Source organism: Nocardioides allogilvus (genome assembly GCF_003047285.1).
GTDB classification, from domain to species: Bacteria; Actinomycetota; Actinomycetes; order Propionibacteriales; family Nocardioidaceae; genus Nocardioides; species Nocardioides allogilvus.
Genome location: NZ_PZYX01000002.1, coordinates 58,294 through 73,581, shown reverse-complemented (window position 1 = coordinate 73,581; position 15,288 = coordinate 58,294). Strand labels below are relative to the sequence as shown.

Below are 15,288 nucleotides of genomic sequence, written 5' to 3'. Positions count from 1 at the left end.
ACCACCTGTCCCTCGGAGATCTCATGTCCCCTCGTCCTGTCCTGCGACAGGCACTCGGGTTAGTCGGCCTCGCGGTCGCTGCCACGAGCCTCGTCGCCACTCCCGTCACTGCCACCGCCAACCCCGGCGGCACCGCTCTGGTCATCTCTGAGGTGTACGGCGGTGGCGGGAACTCCGGCGCCACCTACACCCACGACTTCATCGAGCTCTACAACCCCACTTCCGCACCGATCTCGCTGACCGGGCACACGGTGGAGTACTTCTCCGCCTCGGGCGGATCCGGCGGCAGCACCCCTCTCACCGGCTCGGTCCCGGCCAACGGCCACTACCTGGTCCAGGAGGCGATGGGCGCCGGCGGCACCACCGCGCTGCCGGCTCCGGATGCGTCGGGGTCGCTGGCCATGAGCGGCTCGAACGGCTCCGTCGCGCTCAAGAACAACGGCACCACGCTCGACCTCGTCGGCTACGGCACCGCCACCCTGCGCGAGGGTGCGGCCGCGCCGGCGCTGAGCAACACGACCGCGGCGACCCGCAACGCTGAGCGGACGGACACCGACAACAACGCCGCTGACTTCACGGCCGCCGCCCCGGCACCGCAGAGCTCCGGAGGAGGAACCCCGCCGGTCGATCCGCCGGACCCTGTCGTCACGGACCTGACCATCGCCGAGATCCAGGGCACCGGAGCGTCGAGCCCGGTCGTCAACCAGCTCGTCTCCACCACCGGTGTCGTCACCGCTGCCTTCCCGACGGGTGGGTTCAACGGCTTCTACATCCAGACCGGCGGGGCCGACACGACGCCTGGCGCCTCCGACGGCCTCTTCGTCTACGAGCCCGGCTTCGACACCGGCATCACGGTCGGCCGCTCGGTCGACGTCGAGGGCACGGTCAAGGAGTTCAACGGCCTCACCGAGATCGACGCGACGAAGATCGCCGAGATCGCGGCCCTGCCCCCGGTCGTGCCCAACACCGAGCTCCCCGGCTCGGCGTGCGAGCTGCCGGGCACGGGTTGCCCGGGCACGGCCGCGTTGGACGCCCAGCGCGAGGAGCTCGAGGGCGAGGCCTTCGCACCGACGGCCCCGATGACGGTGACCGACGCCTACGACTTCGGCGTCTCCTCGAGCAGCTTCTTCGGCGAGATCGGCATCGCTGCGGGCTCGACGATCCCGCTGGTCACCCCGACCGAGGTCGTCGACGCGCAGGACACGGCGGGCATCGCGGCGCGTACGGCGTACAACGATGCTCACCGGGTCGTGCTCGACGACGGTTCCTCCGCGAACTACTGGAACACCAGCAACACCGCTTCCGCCCAGGACCAGCCGCTGCCGTGGCTGACGGCCGACCACACGGTCCGCGTCGGGGCGCAGGTGAGCTTCGAGCAGCCGGTCATCCTCGACTTCCGCTTCGGCTGGAAGCTGCAGCCGCAGCGTCAGGTCGTCGGTGTCCCGACCGGCCTGGTGACCTTCGAGCAGGACCGTCCGCAGGCGCCCGCACCGGTCGGCGGCGACGTCCAGCTGGCCACGTTCAACGTGCTGAACTACTTCACCACCCTCGGTGGTGACGTGCCCGGGTGCTCGCCGTTCGTCGACCGTGACGGCAACCCGATCGCCACCCGGGGCTGCTCGGGCCCGAACGGCCCGCGCGGTGCGTGGAACCAGGTCAACTTCGAGCGCCAGCAGGCGAAGATCGTGCGCGCCATCAACACCATGGACGCCGACATCGTCTCCCTGGAGGAGCTCGAGAACTCGCGCACCGTCGACGGTGGCGACCGCGACGAGGCCATCTCCGCGCTCGTGGCCTCGCTCAACGCCGACGCCGGCCGCGTCCGCTGGGCCTACGCCGCTTCGCCGGCCGTGCTCCCGGCCGCCGAGGACGTCATCCGCAACGGGTTCATCTACGACCCCTCCACGATCGAGACGGTCGGCGAGAGCACGATCCTCGACGTTCCCGCCTTCGACAACGCACGTGAGCCGGTCGCCCAGATGTTCAAGGGCAAGGGCGGGCCCACCGGTCAGAAGTTCGCGGTCATCGCCAACCACTTCAAGTCGAAGGGGTCGGGTGTCAACGACGGCACCGGGCAGGGCAACGCCAACCCGGACCGGATCGCGCAGGCCAGGGCGCTGGTGGCCTTCGCCGATTCCTTCGCCGCGGAGCGGGGGACCGAGCGGGTGTTCCTCACCGGTGACTTCAACGCCTACTCCGAGGAGGACCCGGTCCAGGAGATCGAGGCCGCGGGTTACGTGTCGCTGAAGTCGACCGACGACCCGGACGAGGAGAGCTACAGCTTCGCCGGCACCTCGGGGTCGCTCGACCACGTCTTCGCCAACGCGGCGGCCCAGGAGATGGTCACCGGGGTCGACCTGTGGGAGATCAACGCCAACGAGTCGGTGTTCTACCAGTACAGCCGGTTCAACTACGTCGGCACGGACCTCTACCGCGCTGACGTCTTCGCCTCCTCCGACCACAACCCGGAGGTCGTCGGGATCAGGCTCCCCGCGGGCGGCATCGACCGTGACTGCCGGTCGCGGTGCACCCCGCAGAAGTGACGGCCTGACTGACGGGCACCGACCTCGAGGCGGCCCTCGCCCTGCGGATCACCGCAGGGCGAGGGCCGCTTGCACGAGGGTGAGGTGGCTGAAGGCCTGGGGAAAGTTGCCCGCCATCCGGTCGCCGTCGACGTCGTACTCCTCGGAGAGCAGGCCCACGTCGTTGGCCAGCGCACAGAGCCGGTCCATCAGGGCGTGGGCGTCGTCGCGCCGCCCGGCCCGGGCGTAGGCGGAGACGAGCCAGAAGGAGCACGCCAGGAACGGGTGCTCGCCGCCGCTCAGCCCGTCGACCCCGGTCTGGGTGCGGTAGCGCCGCAGGAAGCCGTGGTGCATGAGGTCCTCCTCGATCGCCCGGATGGTGCCGAGCATCCGCTCGTCGTCCCCGGGCAGGAAGCCCACCAAGGAGATGTTGAGCAGGCTCGCGTCGAGCTCGCGGGTGTCGTAGTGCTGGGTGAAGGTGCCGCGCTCCGCGTCGTAGCCCTTCTCCAGGATCTCCTCGCAGACCTGGTCGCGCAGGGTGCGCCACCGCTCGACCGGGCCGTCGAGCCCGTGCTGCTCGACTGCCTTCACAGCGCGGTCGAAGGCCACCCACACCATCACCCGCGAGTGCGTGAAGTGCCGCAGGTCGCCGCGGATCTCCCACAGGCCGTTGTCCGGCTGGTCCCAGTGCTCGGCGAGGTTCTCCACGAGCGAGCGCTGCAGCGCCCAGCTCTGCGTCGTCTCGGCGATGCCGGCGTTGCGCGCGTCCTCGAGGGCGATCATGACCTCACCGAGCACGTCGGTCTGCCGCTGGTCGACGGCGGCGTTGCCGATGCGCACCGGCTGCGAGTCCTCGTAGCCGGGCAGATGGGGGAGCCCCCGCTCGGGCAGCTGTCGACCGCCGTCGACGGTGTACATGATCTGGAGGTCCTCCGGGTCGCCGGCGACCGCGCGCAGCAGCCAGTCGCGCCAGTCGCGGGCCTCCTCGGTGTAGCCGGCCGCCAGCAGCGACTCGAGGGTGAGCGCCGCGTCGCGCAGCCAGCAGAAGCGGTAGTCCCAGTTGCGCTCGCCGCCGAAGTCCTCGGGCAGGCTCGTGGTCGGCGCCGCCACGATCCCGCCGGTCTCTGCGTGCGTCAGCAGGCGCAGGGTGAGCAGGCTGCGCCGTACGAGCTGGGCGTGGGGGATGTCCTCGACGCAGTGCAGAGCCCACTGCTCGTGCTCGGCGCGGGTGGCCTCGATCCGGTCGTCGAAGGGGAGCGGCTCGGGCAGGTCGCGCCAGGAGCGCACCCAGGTCGTGGAGAACGTCATCTCCTCGCCGGCCGACACGTCGAACTCGTCGTCGTGGCGACCGTCGTTGGCGTGCGGCAGGCGCGGACCGCGCAGCATCAGCTTGTCGGGACCGGCGGTGGCCACGATGACCTCCTGACCGCCGACGTGCTGGCGCATCACCCAGGGCCGGACCCGGCCGTAGTCGAAGCGCACGATCCACTCGTGCCGCACGCGCACGGTGCCCTCGGTGCAGCGGATCGTGCGGACCAGGTCGGCGCGCCCGTCGCCCTCCGGCATCACGTCGCGCAGCACCAGCACGCCGGTGGGGGTCGTGAAGGTCGTCTCCAGGATCGCGCTGTTGCCGACGTAGGTGCGGCTCGTGGTCACGCCGTCGAGGTCAGCGGGGGCCAGCAGCCAGCGCCCGTTGTCTGGGGCGCCCAGCAGCGCCGCGAAGCAGGCGGGGGAGTCGAAGCGGGGGAGGCAGAGCCAGTCGACCGACCCGTCCCGGCCGATCAGGGCGGCCGTGCCGCGGTCGCCGACGAGCGCGTAGTCCTCGATGGGGAGAGCCATGCTGATCAACGTAGCTATCGTCTCCCACATGACTGCGGACGCCCCGGCCCTCGTTGCGTCGCTCACGGCCCGCGGGGCGACCCTCGCGACCGCGGAGTCGCTGACGGGCGGCCAGCTCGCGGCGCTGCTCACCGCGGTGCCGGGAGCGTCCGTGTGCTTCGTCGGCGGTGTCGTGGCCTATGCGACGGCCGTCAAGGTCTCGGTGCTCGGCGTCAGTCCCGCGACCATCGAGGAGTACGGCGCCGTGTCGGCCGAGTGCGCGACAGCCATGGCCGTCGGGGCCAGGCAGCGGCTCGGGGCGGACTACGCCCTCGCCACCACCGGGGTCGCCGGGCCCGGGCGGCAGGAGGGGCACCCACCCGGACACGTGTGGATCGCCTGCGCCGGACCGGCCAGTGTCGAGACGCGACTGCTGGCGCTGGAGGGCGACCGCGCGGCCGTCCAGGCCGCGAGCTGTCGCGGCGCGCTGTCGGTGCTCGATGGCATGCTCCGCAGGGAAGATTCGGTCCTCGGGTAGCGTTGGCCACCTAGGTCCCACCCCACCTCCGGAAGGACAAGCGCATGGTGCTCTTTCGTCGGCTTCTCGGCGACGTGCTCCGCAGCGAGCGGATGCAGCGCGGCATGACCTTGCGTGAAGTCTCCGCCGAGGCGCGGGTGAGCCTGGGCTACATCTCCGAGATCGAGCGCGGCCAGAAGGAAGCGTCCTCGGAGCTGCTCGCATCGTTGTGCATGGCCATGGACCTGCCGCTCTCCGACGTGCTGCGCGAGGTCTCCGACGCTGTGGCGATCGAGGAGCGTGCGCTCGGCCTGCACAGTGTCGACGCGACGCCGATCAGCACGGCCCGCCCCGCGCCCGGCGACGTCGTCGCCTCCGCCGCCTGACGGGTTCCCGCCCGCGGCTCCTCCGCTCCGCGTTTGCGCGCCGCCTCCCTGTGCTCGCTCGTGCAGTCCGACCGCACGCGGGAAGCGGTCAGCCGACTGCGGGCTGGCAGGTCGGGCACCAGTAGGCCGCACGTTCGCGTCCGGGCTCCCCGCGCATCGCGACCTGGATCGGGGTGCCGCAGCGGCGGCACGGCGACCGGTCGCGCCGATAGACCCACATCCGCTCGCGGGGGCGCAGGTTGCCGGTCGTGGACTGGATCGCGCGTTCGGCGTTCTGCTCCAGCATCAGCTTCGCCCGCTTGACCAGCCGCGCGAGGTCGGGCACGTCGCCCACCTGGCTGCTCGGGTGGACGCCGCTGGTGAAGCAGAGCTCGGCGGCATACATGTTGCCGATGCCGGCGAGGTTGCGCTGGTCGAGCAGGGCCGCCATCAGCTCACGGTCGGGATCCGCACGCAGCCGCCGCAGGGCCTCGTCCTCGTCCCAGTCGGGGCCGAGGAGGTCGGGGCCGAGGTGGCCGACGACCTGGTCCTCGTCCGTCGTCTCGATGAGCTCCACGATGCCGAGGCTGAACCCGACGGCGGTGACGTCGCCTGCCTCGAGCAGGACCCTGACCTGGCTGGCCGGTCGCTGCCAGCTCTCGCCGGGGCGGTAGACGCGCCACGCGCCCTCCATCTTCAGGTGGGTGTGCAGCGTGAAGCCGCTGTCGGTGCGGGTGAGGAGGTGCTTGCCGCGCGCGATCGTCGCGGTCACGCTCGCGCCGCTCAGGTCGGCGGTCGCGTGCTGCGGCACCCGGAAGTCGGTGCGGGTCAGCACCCGGCCCGACAGGGAGCGGTCGAGCAGGCGGGCGGCCCGCAGGACGGTGTCGCCCTCAGGCACGCATCCTCAGCCCCTTGGGGGTGGACACGAACCCGGCGGCGTTCAGCGCCTGTCGCAGCGGGGTGTCGCCCCCACCGAGCAGGGCCGCGCCGTCGGCCTTCTCCACCGTCAGCTTGCCGAGCGCCCCGCGTCGGGTCGCGTCGGCGAGGGCTGCGGCAGCGAGCGTGAGCCGGTCGATGTCGTCGCTCCACGTCAGCAGCGTGCGCCCGCCGCGCTCGACGTAGAGCGTCAGGGCGCCGTCGACGAGGACCACCAGGGCGCCTGCCTTCCGGCCGGGCCGGTGGCCGTTGTCGCCGGTGTTGGCCGGCCACGGGAGAGCGGCGCCGTAGGGGTTGGCGGGGTCGGTCGCGGCGAGGGCGACGGTGACGGGTTTGGACTCGTCGGGCTCGGAGAACGTGCGCAAACGGTCGATCGCGCCGGCCGCGCCGAACTGGGCGGCGCCGAGACCCTCGATGAAGTAACCCCGGCGACACCTGCCGGTGTCCTCGAAGGCGGAGAGCACCTTGTAGACCCCCGCGAAGCCGCCGACGATCCGTTCCTGCATGACCGCGCCACGGGTCACCACGCCGTGCCGCTCGAGGAGGTGCTCGGCAGTGGCGTGCGCGCGGCGGGTGGCATCAGGGTCGCGCGCGCGCAGCACGCTCCACCGTCCGGCCGTCTCCGGGGGGCCCGTGCGGGAGGGCATGCGCCCCGAGCCGAGCGAGACGCGCGGGGGAGCGCGCCGGGTGCGGTGGCTGGCGGTGCCCGAGCGCACCAGCGCCCGCAGCGGGGTCAGCGTGTCGTTGGTGACCATGCCCTCCCACACCAGGCCCCACAGTGCGGTCGACAGGGCGGTGTCGTTGGTGGAGCCGAGCCGGTCGCTGAGCTGGCGGAAGAACCAGGCGCCACCCGGCGCGAGCGCCTCGAGCACGGACTGCTGGAGCTCGTCGAGGTCGCCCCACAGGGGGTCGGGGAGGGTGAGGTGGGCCTGGTCGGCGAGGTGCAGGCTCACCCAGCCGTCGCTGCCGGGCAGCGGTGCGTGGCCCGCCCAGATGACCTCGCCGCTGCTGGTGAGCTCGTCGAGGAGGCTCGACTCGTAGCCGTTGACCCGGCTCGCCAGGACCAGCGGCTCGAGCGCGCTCGCCGGCACCGGGCAGCCCGCGAGCTGGTCGATGGCAGCGACCACGCCGTCGACGCCGCGGAGCTTGCCGCCGACCCGCTGCCAGGCTGGCAGGAACCGGGCCAGGGTCTCTGGGGTGACCGGCTCGACCTCCTTGCGGAGCCTGGCCAGCGACCGGCGGCGCAGCTTGCGCAGCACCTCGGCGTCGCACCACTCCGAGCCGCTGCCGGCCGGTCGGAACTCACCCTCGAGCAGGCGCCCACGGGCAGCCAGCCGTTGCAGCGCCTGGCGCGCGACGGCCTCGCCGAGCCCGAGCCGGCCTGCGACGTCGGCGGTCGTGAAGGGGCCGTGGGTGCGGGCGTAGCGCGAGACGAGGTCGCCGATGGGGTCCTCGGTCGGCTCGGTGAAGGCCTCGGGCGTGCCCACGGGCACCGGGACGCCGAGACCGTCGCGCAGTCGCGCGATGTCCTCGATCGTGGTCCAGCGCTCCTCGCTCGCGATGCGTACGGCGACGACCCGGCGGGCCTCGGCCAGGCCGGTGAGCCACGCCTGCACCACGGGGGCGCCCTCGTCGGTGACCCGCGCCTCGACCTCGTCGATCGTCAGCGGCCCGAGCAGGCGCAGCAGGTCGGCGACGGCCTCGGCGGTGCGCGCGCGCCGGTCGGGGGCCAGCCACTGCAGCTCGGCCTCGACCTCGGCGAGCACCTCGGGGTCGAGCAGCTCGCGCAGCTCCGCCCGTCCGAGCAGCTCCGCGAGCAGGCCCTGGTCGAGGCTGAGGGCCGCCGCACGCCGCTCGGCGATCGGGGAGTCGCCCTCGTAGACGAACTGGGCGACGTACCCGAACAGCAGGCTGCGGGCATAGGGGCTCGGCGTCTGGGTGGCGACGTCGACGACGGTGACCTCGCGGCGCTGGATCCGGCCGAGCAGGGCGGTGAGGGCCGGCAGGTCGTAGACGTCCTGCAGGCACTCGCGGATCGCTTCGAGCACGATCGGGAAGCTGGGGTACTTCGAGGCGACCTCGAGCAGCTGGGCGCTGCGCTGGCGCTGCTGCCACAGCGGGCTGCGACGGCCGGGGTCACGACGGGGGAGCAGCAGGGCGCGCGCGGCGCACTCGCGGAAGCGGCTGGCGAACAGCGCCGAGCCGCCGACCTCCTGGGTGACGAGCTGCTCGATCTCCTCGGGCTCGAAGACGATCAGGTCGCCGAGCGGCGGCTCCTGGTCGGTGTCGGGGATGCGGATGACGATGCCGTCGTCGGAGGCCATCGCCTGGCCGTCGATGTCGTAGCGCTCGCGCAGGCGCGCGTTGATCGCCAGCGCCCACGGAGCATGCAGGGGCGTGCCGTAGGGGGAGTGGACGACGAGTCGCCAGTCGCCGAGCTCGTCGCGGAAGCGCTCCACCACGATCTGGGTGTCGCTCGGCACGACGTTGGTCGCCTCGCGCTGCTCGTTGACGTAGGTGACGAGGTTGGCCGCGGCGTAGGTGTCGAGCCCGGCCGCGCCGACGGTGGCGCGGGCGGCGTCCTGGCTCTGCGTGAGCAGGCCACGGGTGAAGGCGCCGATGGCGGCGCCCAGCTCGGCGGGCCGGCCGAGGGTGTCCCCCTTCCAGAAGGGCAGCCGGCCGGGGATGCCGGGCGCGGGCGTGACGAGCACCCGGTCGTGGGTGATGTCCTCGATCCGCCAGCTGGTCGCGCCCAGGGCGAAGATGTCGCCGACGCGTGACTCGTAGACCATCTCCTCGTCGAGCTCGCCGACCCGGCTGGCCTTCTCGCCGACGAGGAAGACCCCGAACAGCCCGCGGTCGGGGATCGTGCCGCCGCTGGTGACGGCGAGCCGCTGGGCGCCGGGTCGCCCGGAGATCGTGCCGTTGACGCGGTCCCACACGATGCGCGGTCGCAGCTCGGCGAACTCCTCGCTCGGGTAGCGCCCGCTCAGGAGGTCGAGGGTGGCGTCGAAGGCACTGCGCGGGAGGTTGGAGTACGACGCAGCGCGCCGCGTGAGGTCGAAGAACTCGTCGACCGACCAGTCCTCCATGGCGGTCGCCGCCACGACCTGCTGCGCCAGCACGTCGAGCGGGTTGGTCGGCACCCGGAGCTTCTCGATGGTGCCCGTGAGCATGCGCTGCACCGAGACAGCCGTCTGCGCGAGGTCGCCCCGGTGCTTCGGGAACAGGACGCCGCGGCTGACCTCGCCGACCTGGTGCCCGGCCCGGCCGACCCGCTGCAACGCACTGGCCACGCTCGGCGGCGACTCGATCTGGATGACGAGGTCGACCGCACCCATGTCGATGCCGAGCTCGAGGCTGCTCGTGGCGACCACGGCCGGCAGTCGGCCGCGCTTGAGGTCGTCCTCGATGATGCCGCGCTGCTCCTTGGACACCGAGCCGTGGTGGGCCTTGGCGATGACCGTCTCGGCCCCTGAGCTCGCCCCGGACTGGGCCATGATCTGAGCCGGTTGGTCCTCGGGGTCTCGTGACGGGCGCTGGGCGCCCTCCTCGACCGCCGCCGAGGCTCGCTCGGTGGCGATCTCGTTGAGCCTCGCGGTGAGGCGCTCGGCCAGCCGCCGCGAGTTGGCGAAGACGATGGTCGAGCGGTGCTGCTCGATCAGGTCGACGACGTGCTCCTCGACGTGTGGCCAGATGCTGGTGGCGCGACCGGGATCGCCCGACTCCTCGTCGTACTCACCGGGCATCGTCATGTCCTCGACCGGGACGACGACCTTGAGGTCCCACTCCTTGGTCGAGGGCGGCGCGACGATCTCGACCGGGGCGGTGCCGCCGAGGAAGCGGGCGACCTCCTCGAGCGGGCGCACGGTGGCGCTGAGCCCGATGCGCTGGGCCGGCCGGTCGAGCAGGGCGTCGAGCCGCTCGAGGGTGAGCGCGAGGTGGGCACCGCGCTTGGTGCCGGCGACGGCGTGGACCTCGTCGATGATCACCGTCTCGATGCCGCGCAGCGTCTCGCGCGCCTGGCTGGTCAGGATCAGGAACAGCGACTCGGGGGTCGTGATCAGGATGTCGGGCGGGCGGGTCGAGAGCCGGCGCCGGTCGGCCGGGCTCGTGTCACCGGACCGGAGGCCCACGGTGACCTCGGGCAGCGGTGTCTGGAGCCGGTCGGCCGTGTGCCGGATGCCGGTGAGCGGCGCGCGGAGGTTGCGCTCGACGTCGACGGCCAGTGCCTTGAGCGGGCTGATGTAGAGCACTCGGGTGCGCTTGGTCTTCTCCTCGGGCGGACCCGCGGTGAGGAGCTTGTCGATCGCGAAGAGGAAGGCGCTGAGAGTCTTGCCGCTGCCGGTGGGGGCGACGACCAGCGCGTGCTTGCCGTGGGCGATCGCGTCCCAGGCACCTGCCTGGGCCGGCGTCGGCGCTGCGAAGGCAGCCTCGAACCACGTTCGCGTCGGGGCGCTGAAGTGGTCGAGGGCGGACATGGGCCCAAGTCTGGCCTACGGCACCGACAACGACGGGGAAGTGGGCTCAGCGACGGGCGTGCGCGGCCTGCTGGACCGCCAGCCCTGTGCACACGACGGCCAGCCCGGCCAGCAGCGCGGCGGTCGGCACCTGCTCCGACAGGGCGGCGAGCAGCAGGGGAAAGCCGAAGCCGATGTAGGCGACGGCGTACAGCGCGGACGACACGGAGCCGAGCCGGCCGTCGGACGCCACCGCGGGCAGGCGCGCGAGGCTGGCTGCCAGCGCCAGTCCGCCACCCGCACCGAGCACGACGGAGGCGGGGACCGCCAGCAGGAGCAGCGACGGGACCGATGCCGCCAACGCGGATCCGCCGAACCCGATGACACCGCAGAGGGCGGCGATGGGCGCCGTACGCTCTCCCAACCGTCCTTGCAGCGGAGCCGCGAGGGCGCCGGCGCCCAGGGTGAGGCCGGCGAGCAGGCCGGTCAGCGCGACCGGGGCGACCGGGAAGCCGATCAGCACCGGCAGCCCGCCGACCGCGCTCGCCGGGAACGCGTAGACGCAGATGGCGAGCGGCGCGATGACCAGCAGGAAGGTGCGCAGCTCGCCGTCGCGGAACGCGCCCGGCCGGACGGTGTGCGGCTCCGCGCGTGTGCGGCTGAGGGTCTCCTCGACCGTCCACGCCAGGACCACGGCCAGCGCCAGCGCGGCGACGTGCAGCAGGTAGGGGAGCACCAGCGGCCATGGGCCCCACTCGCCGATCACCCCGGCCACCGCCGGACCGATCGCGAAGCCGCCGGTCATCGTGACGGCGGCGACCCGCGGCCCGGCCGTGCTGCCCCGTCGCGCCGCCGACTCCACGAGCCAGGCGCTGCCGACGCTGAACACGGTGCCGGAGACGGCGCCCTGCAGGAAGCGCGCGAGGTAGAGCAGGCCCTCGCTGTCCTGCGCCAGGATGAAGAACAGCGACGCGAGGCCGGAGCCGAGCGCGGCCGGCAGCACCACCCGCCGGCGCCCCCAGCGGTCCGCCGCCTGGCCGGCGACGGCCAGCGCGATCATCAGCCCCAGCGCATAGACGCCGAAGATCGCCGTCAGCGACTGGTCGGTCATGTCCAGCTCGTCGCGGTAGACCAGCAGCAGCGGTGTCGGGACGTTGGTCCCGGCGGCCGCGGCGAGCATCAGCACCCCGAGGCGGCGGTCGGGGGTCGCGGTCACGCGACGCACACTTCCACAGATCTCGATTGACGTTGTCCCTACGCTGAGCCCCATGTCTGACACGGGGGACCAGGAGCTCAGGACGTCGCTCGCGCGACTCGTCAACCAGCTGCTCAAGGAGGAACAGCCGACAGGCCGCGGGACACCGCTGCTGCCGGTCCTCGACGCGCACTTCGGCACGCCCGCCGACGAACTGCCGGTGGTGTCCGAGCGCATCGACGTCCACCGGTGGGCCGACGTCGACATCGCGCTGGAGACGCTCGCGGCGCGGGACCCCGACGCCCGGCTGCTCGGGGTCGGCGGCGGCGATCGGCACCACTCGTCGCTCAGCGACCTGATGGCCAACGCCGAGTGGGGCAGGTTCCGCCAGGGGCAGGTCGATCGCCTCAGCGTCGCCGTCGGGCCCGACTCCGAGCGCGCCACCGTCTCCTTCGGGCTCCACCTGTTCGCGTACGGCGACGAGCCGGTCCTCGTCCTCCAGCGCGGTCACAATCCCCAGCACGGTGGCGAGGCTCGCCTCGAGGTCATCGCCAGCAGGCCGGAGCTCGCTGCGGCGGTGCTGTCCGAGGTCCGCGAGCTGTCGCTGGCCAAGAGCGTGCTGCGCGGCCAGGTCATCAGCCTCAGCGGCAACCCCTACGAGCACACCGCCAGCGGGATCACGTTCACCCGTCGCCCGGACCTGCCGGCCGAACGGGTGATCCTGCCCGAGGGGACCCTCGACCAGGTGCGCTCCCACGTGGTCGGCCTCGCCGAGCACCGCGACCAGCTGCGGGCCAAGGGCCAGCACCTCAAGCGCGGCATCCTGCTCTACGGCCCGCCCGGGACCGGGAAGACCCACACCGTGCGACACGTGATCGGCGCCGTACCCGGGACCACCGTGATCCTGCTGTCCGGCACCAACCTCGTCCACGTCGGCAGTGCCGCGCAGATCGCCCGGGCCCACCAGCCCGCGATCGTCGTGCTCGAGGACTGCGACCTGATCGCCGAGGACCGCGACCGCCACGGCCAGTTCGGCGGTGGGGCCTCCCCGCTGCTCTTCACGCTGCTCGACGCGATGGACGGTCTCGACCAGGACGCCGATGTCGTGTTCCTGCTGACGACCAACCGGGCCAAGGCCCTCGAGCGCGCGCTCGCGCAGCGCCCGGGCCGAGTGGACCTCGCAGTCGAGATCCCGCTGCCCGACGCGGTCGCCCGGCGAGCGCTGATCCGCCTCTACGGCGCCGAGGTGGACTTCGGTGACGACGCGATCGCCGCCGCCGCGGATGCCGCCGAGGGCACCACGGCGTCCTACGCCAAGGAGCTCGTACGCCGCGCGGTGCTGCACGCAGCGATGGCCGGCCACGAGCCGGCTGACGACGACCTCGTCGCCGCGAGCCGGGAGCTCCAGTCCGACGGTGCGACCCTCACCCGGGCGCTGCTCGGCTCGGAGTGACCTGCGCCGGGACCTCTCCGGCCACAGCACCGCAGTGCGGCGCTGGTGTCGCTCCTGCGGTGTCCTGCCACCGCCAGGGCGTCAAGGACACCGCGTCGGACTGGTCGGCCGCAGGAGAGGAAGTGCACCTGCGCGAAGTCGTCGCTCACGACAGCTTCTTCTGCAACCAGGTCACATCGATCCAGCGGTCGTGCTTGTGGCCGACCTCGCGCATCGTGCCGACCTCCTCGAACCCGCAGGCGGTGTGCAGCGCGAGGCTGGCGGGGTTGGGCAGGGCCACCGCGGCCAGCACGAGGTGCATGCCCCTCCTCTCGAGCTCGGCCAGCAGGTCGACGTACAACCGGCGCCCCACGCCCTGGCCCTGTCCTGTCGGCGTGACGTAGATCGAGGCCTCGCGGGTGAACCTGTAGCCGAGCTTGGGGCGGTAGGGGAAGGCGCTGGCGTAGCCGTGGACGCCCGCGTCGTCGGCCGCGACGAGGAGCGGCTCGCCGTCGGCGAGGTGGGTCGCCCACGCGCTGACCGGTCGGTGCTCGGTGTCGAAGGTCGCCACGCCCTGGTCCACCTCGTGGTTGTAGATGGCGGTGATCGCGGTCAGGTCGTCGGCTTCGGCGGGGCGGATCAGCATGGCGCCATCGTGCCGCACCGTGGCAGGAACCCGTTCGCGGATCGCCTTGCCCGACTGCGAGGATGGCGCCATGCCTGAGCCCATCGCGCCCGACACCAAGGACTGGACCTGGGTCCTCGAGCAGCAGTGCGACGAGTGCGGTTTCGACCCCGCGGCGCAGACGCTGGCAGCGGTGCCGGGCCTGATCCACGACACGGCGATGGCGTTCTCCGCGGTGCTGCGGCGCGCCGAGGTCCGCGAGCGCCCGCAGCCGGACGTCTGGTCGCCGCTCGAGTACGCCTGCCACGTCCGCGACGTGCACCGGATCTTCGCGGAGCGCGTCGCACTGATGCTGACCGAGGACGCGCCGACCTTCGCCAACTGGGACCAGGACGAGACCGCGATCGCATCGAGGTACGACGAGCAGGACCCGGCCGAGGTCGACGTCGACCTGATCGAGGCCGCCGGTCACGTCGCCGGCCTCTACTCCACCGTGACCCCCGAGACCATCGGTCGGACCGGGGTGCGCTCCAACGGGAGTGCCTTCACGATCGAGACGCTCGGGCTCTACCACCTGCACGACGTGGTCCACCACGTCCACGACGTGCGCGCATGAGTCACACCGACGACACGGTCGCCGCCTACCACCTCGACGCGGCGGCCTATGCCGGCAACGGCGCCACCATGCCCGACTCGGTCCGCCGCGACATCGGGGCCTTCGCCCAGCAGCTCGGCGCCGGCGCGCGGGTGCTGGAGATCGGCAGTGGCGGCGGGCGGGACGCGCGGCTGATGGAGGAGCTGGGGCTGCGCGTGCGCCGTACCGACATCACGCCCGGCTTCGTCGCCCTGCTCCGGGCCCAGGGGCACGACGCCGACGTCCTCGACCCGCTCACCGACGACCTGGCTTCGCCCGAGGGCCCGTACGCCGCTGTGTGGGCCAACGCCTCGCTGCTGCACGTCGCTCGGAGAGACCTGCCCACCGTGATCGCACGCCTCGCCGCGGTCGTGCGACCCGGTGGCCTGCTGCGCATCTCGGTCAAGGAGGGCGACGGGGAGGGCTGGTCGACGCACGGCTCGATCAGCAGCCCGCGCCACTTCACCTACTGGCGCGCCGATGCGCTGGCCACCGTCGTCGCCGACGCGGGCTGGCGCGACGTCGAGATCGCCCACGAGGCCGGACGGAAGAACGCCGACTCGTGGCTCGAGCTGTCGGCGGTGCGCGCATGAGGCACACCGAGTTCTGGGACCGCCTCGACCACGCCCTCGGACGGGCGAGCTCACGGACCTGGGCCGAGCTGTTCGTGATCGGCGAGCTCGGCAGCCGGACCGCGGTCGAGGCCCTCGACGCGGGCGTCGCGCCCAAGCAGGTGTGGCAGGCCGTGTGGCGCACGCTCGAGCTGCCCGACCGGGAACGGTGA

At 72.5% G+C, this 15,288-nt stretch carries 12 protein-coding genes; 7 read left to right on the top strand and 5 right to left on the bottom strand.

Going from position 1 to position 15,288, the window contains the following annotated elements; all coding sequences use genetic code 11:
- Positions 1–23: 23 nt before the first annotated feature.
- Positions 24–2,543: an ExeM/NucH family extracellular endonuclease gene (locus C9J87_RS03640; protein WP_107704787.1), complete on the top strand. Its 2,520-nt coding sequence runs from the start codon at positions 24–26 to the stop codon at positions 2,541–2,543.
- Between the two features lie 48 nt (positions 2,544–2,591).
- On the opposite strand, the gene C9J87_RS03635 is transcribed toward C9J87_RS03640, so the two are convergent.
- A complete protein-coding gene (locus tag C9J87_RS03635) occupies positions 2,592–4,361 on the bottom strand; it encodes a glycoside hydrolase family 15 protein (RefSeq protein ID WP_107704786.1) in 1,770 nt (589 codons plus the stop codon).
- 28 nt (positions 4,362–4,389) lie between these two features.
- Here C9J87_RS03635 and C9J87_RS03630 point away from each other — a divergent pair, with 28 nt between their 5' ends.
- On the top strand, positions 4,390–4,878 hold the full coding sequence (locus C9J87_RS03630; protein WP_107705003.1) for a CinA family protein: 489 nt from the start codon (positions 4,390–4,392) through the stop codon (positions 4,876–4,878).
- A gap of 44 nt (positions 4,879–4,922) precedes the next feature.
- The gene (locus C9J87_RS03625; RefSeq protein WP_010833336.1) at positions 4,923–5,243 is read left to right on the top strand and encodes a helix-turn-helix domain-containing protein; all 321 of its coding nucleotides are present in this window, start codon (positions 4,923–4,925) and stop codon (positions 5,241–5,243) included.
- Between the two features lie 88 nt (positions 5,244–5,331).
- Here the strand turns inward: C9J87_RS03625 and C9J87_RS03620 are convergent, their stop codons facing one another.
- The 3 genes from C9J87_RS03620 to C9J87_RS03610 are packed head-to-tail and all read right to left on the bottom strand — an operon-like array spanning position 5,332 to position 11,834.
- Entirely contained in the window at positions 5,332–6,120 is a 789-nt protein-coding gene (locus C9J87_RS03620) for a DNA-formamidopyrimidine glycosylase family protein (RefSeq protein ID WP_107704785.1), read from the bottom strand.
- Positions 6,113–10,639 (bottom strand): ATP-dependent helicase, encoded by a 4,527-nt coding sequence (locus C9J87_RS03615; RefSeq protein ID WP_107704784.1) that lies wholly within the window; start codon positions 10,637–10,639, stop codon positions 6,113–6,115. The genes C9J87_RS03620 and C9J87_RS03615 overlap by 8 nt, the downstream gene beginning before the upstream one ends.
- A gap of 46 nt (positions 10,640–10,685) precedes the next feature.
- Entirely contained in the window at positions 10,686–11,834 is a 1,149-nt protein-coding gene (locus tag C9J87_RS03610; protein WP_198652269.1) for an MFS transporter, read from the bottom strand.
- 52 nt (positions 11,835–11,886) lie between these two features.
- Between C9J87_RS03610 and C9J87_RS03605 the strand changes: the two genes are divergently transcribed.
- Positions 11,887–13,266, top strand: coding sequence for an AAA family ATPase (locus tag C9J87_RS03605; protein WP_107704783.1), 1,380 nt, complete (start codon positions 11,887–11,889; stop codon positions 13,264–13,266).
- Between the two features lie 145 nt (positions 13,267–13,411).
- On the opposite strand, the gene C9J87_RS03600 is transcribed toward C9J87_RS03605, so the two are convergent.
- Positions 13,412–13,891 (bottom strand): GNAT family N-acetyltransferase, encoded by a 480-nt coding sequence (locus C9J87_RS03600; RefSeq protein WP_157953110.1) that lies wholly within the window; start codon positions 13,889–13,891, stop codon positions 13,412–13,414.
- A 70-nt stretch (positions 13,892–13,961) separates the two neighbouring features.
- Between C9J87_RS03600 and C9J87_RS03595 the strand changes: the two genes are divergently transcribed.
- The 3 genes from C9J87_RS03595 to C9J87_RS03585 are packed head-to-tail and all read left to right on the top strand — an operon-like array spanning position 13,962 to position 15,288.
- Positions 13,962–14,486, top strand: a complete 525-nt coding sequence (locus C9J87_RS03595) for a DinB family protein (protein ID WP_107704782.1) — start codon at positions 13,962–13,964, stop codon at positions 14,484–14,486.
- The gene (locus tag C9J87_RS03590) at positions 14,483–15,097 is read left to right on the top strand and encodes a class I SAM-dependent methyltransferase (RefSeq protein WP_107704781.1); all 615 of its coding nucleotides are present in this window, start codon (positions 14,483–14,485) and stop codon (positions 15,095–15,097) included. Before C9J87_RS03595 ends, C9J87_RS03590 begins: the two co-directional genes overlap by 4 nt.
- Positions 15,094–15,288: a DUF3046 domain-containing protein gene (locus C9J87_RS03585; protein WP_036490839.1), complete on the top strand. Its 195-nt coding sequence runs from the start codon at positions 15,094–15,096 to the stop codon at positions 15,286–15,288. Before C9J87_RS03590 ends, C9J87_RS03585 begins: the two co-directional genes overlap by 4 nt.

Coding starts and splice junctions, on each gene's coding strand:
- C9J87_RS03640 (WP_107704787.1), top strand. CDS start 24: ATGTCCCCTCGTCCTGTCCTGCGACAGGCACTCGGGTTAGTCGGCCTC.
- C9J87_RS03635 (WP_107704786.1), bottom strand. CDS start 4,361: ATGGCTCTCCCCATCGAGGACTACGCGCTCGTCGGCGACCGCGGCACG.
- C9J87_RS03630 (WP_107705003.1), top strand. CDS start 4,390: ATGACTGCGGACGCCCCGGCCCTCGTTGCGTCGCTCACGGCCCGCGGG.
- C9J87_RS03625 (WP_010833336.1), top strand. CDS start 4,923: ATGGTGCTCTTTCGTCGGCTTCTCGGCGACGTGCTCCGCAGCGAGCGG.
- C9J87_RS03615 (WP_107704784.1), bottom strand. CDS start 10,639: ATGTCCGCCCTCGACCACTTCAGCGCCCCGACGCGAACGTGGTTCGAG.
- C9J87_RS03605 (WP_107704783.1), top strand. CDS start 11,887: ATGTCTGACACGGGGGACCAGGAGCTCAGGACGTCGCTCGCGCGACTC.
- C9J87_RS03600 (WP_157953110.1), bottom strand. CDS start 13,891: ATGCTGATCCGCCCCGCCGAAGCCGACGACCTGACCGCGATCACCGCC.
- C9J87_RS03595 (WP_107704782.1), top strand. CDS start 13,962: ATGCCTGAGCCCATCGCGCCCGACACCAAGGACTGGACCTGGGTCCTC.
- C9J87_RS03590 (WP_107704781.1), top strand. CDS start 14,483: ATGAGTCACACCGACGACACGGTCGCCGCCTACCACCTCGACGCGGCG.
- C9J87_RS03585 (WP_036490839.1), top strand. CDS start 15,094: ATGAGGCACACCGAGTTCTGGGACCGCCTCGACCACGCCCTCGGACGG.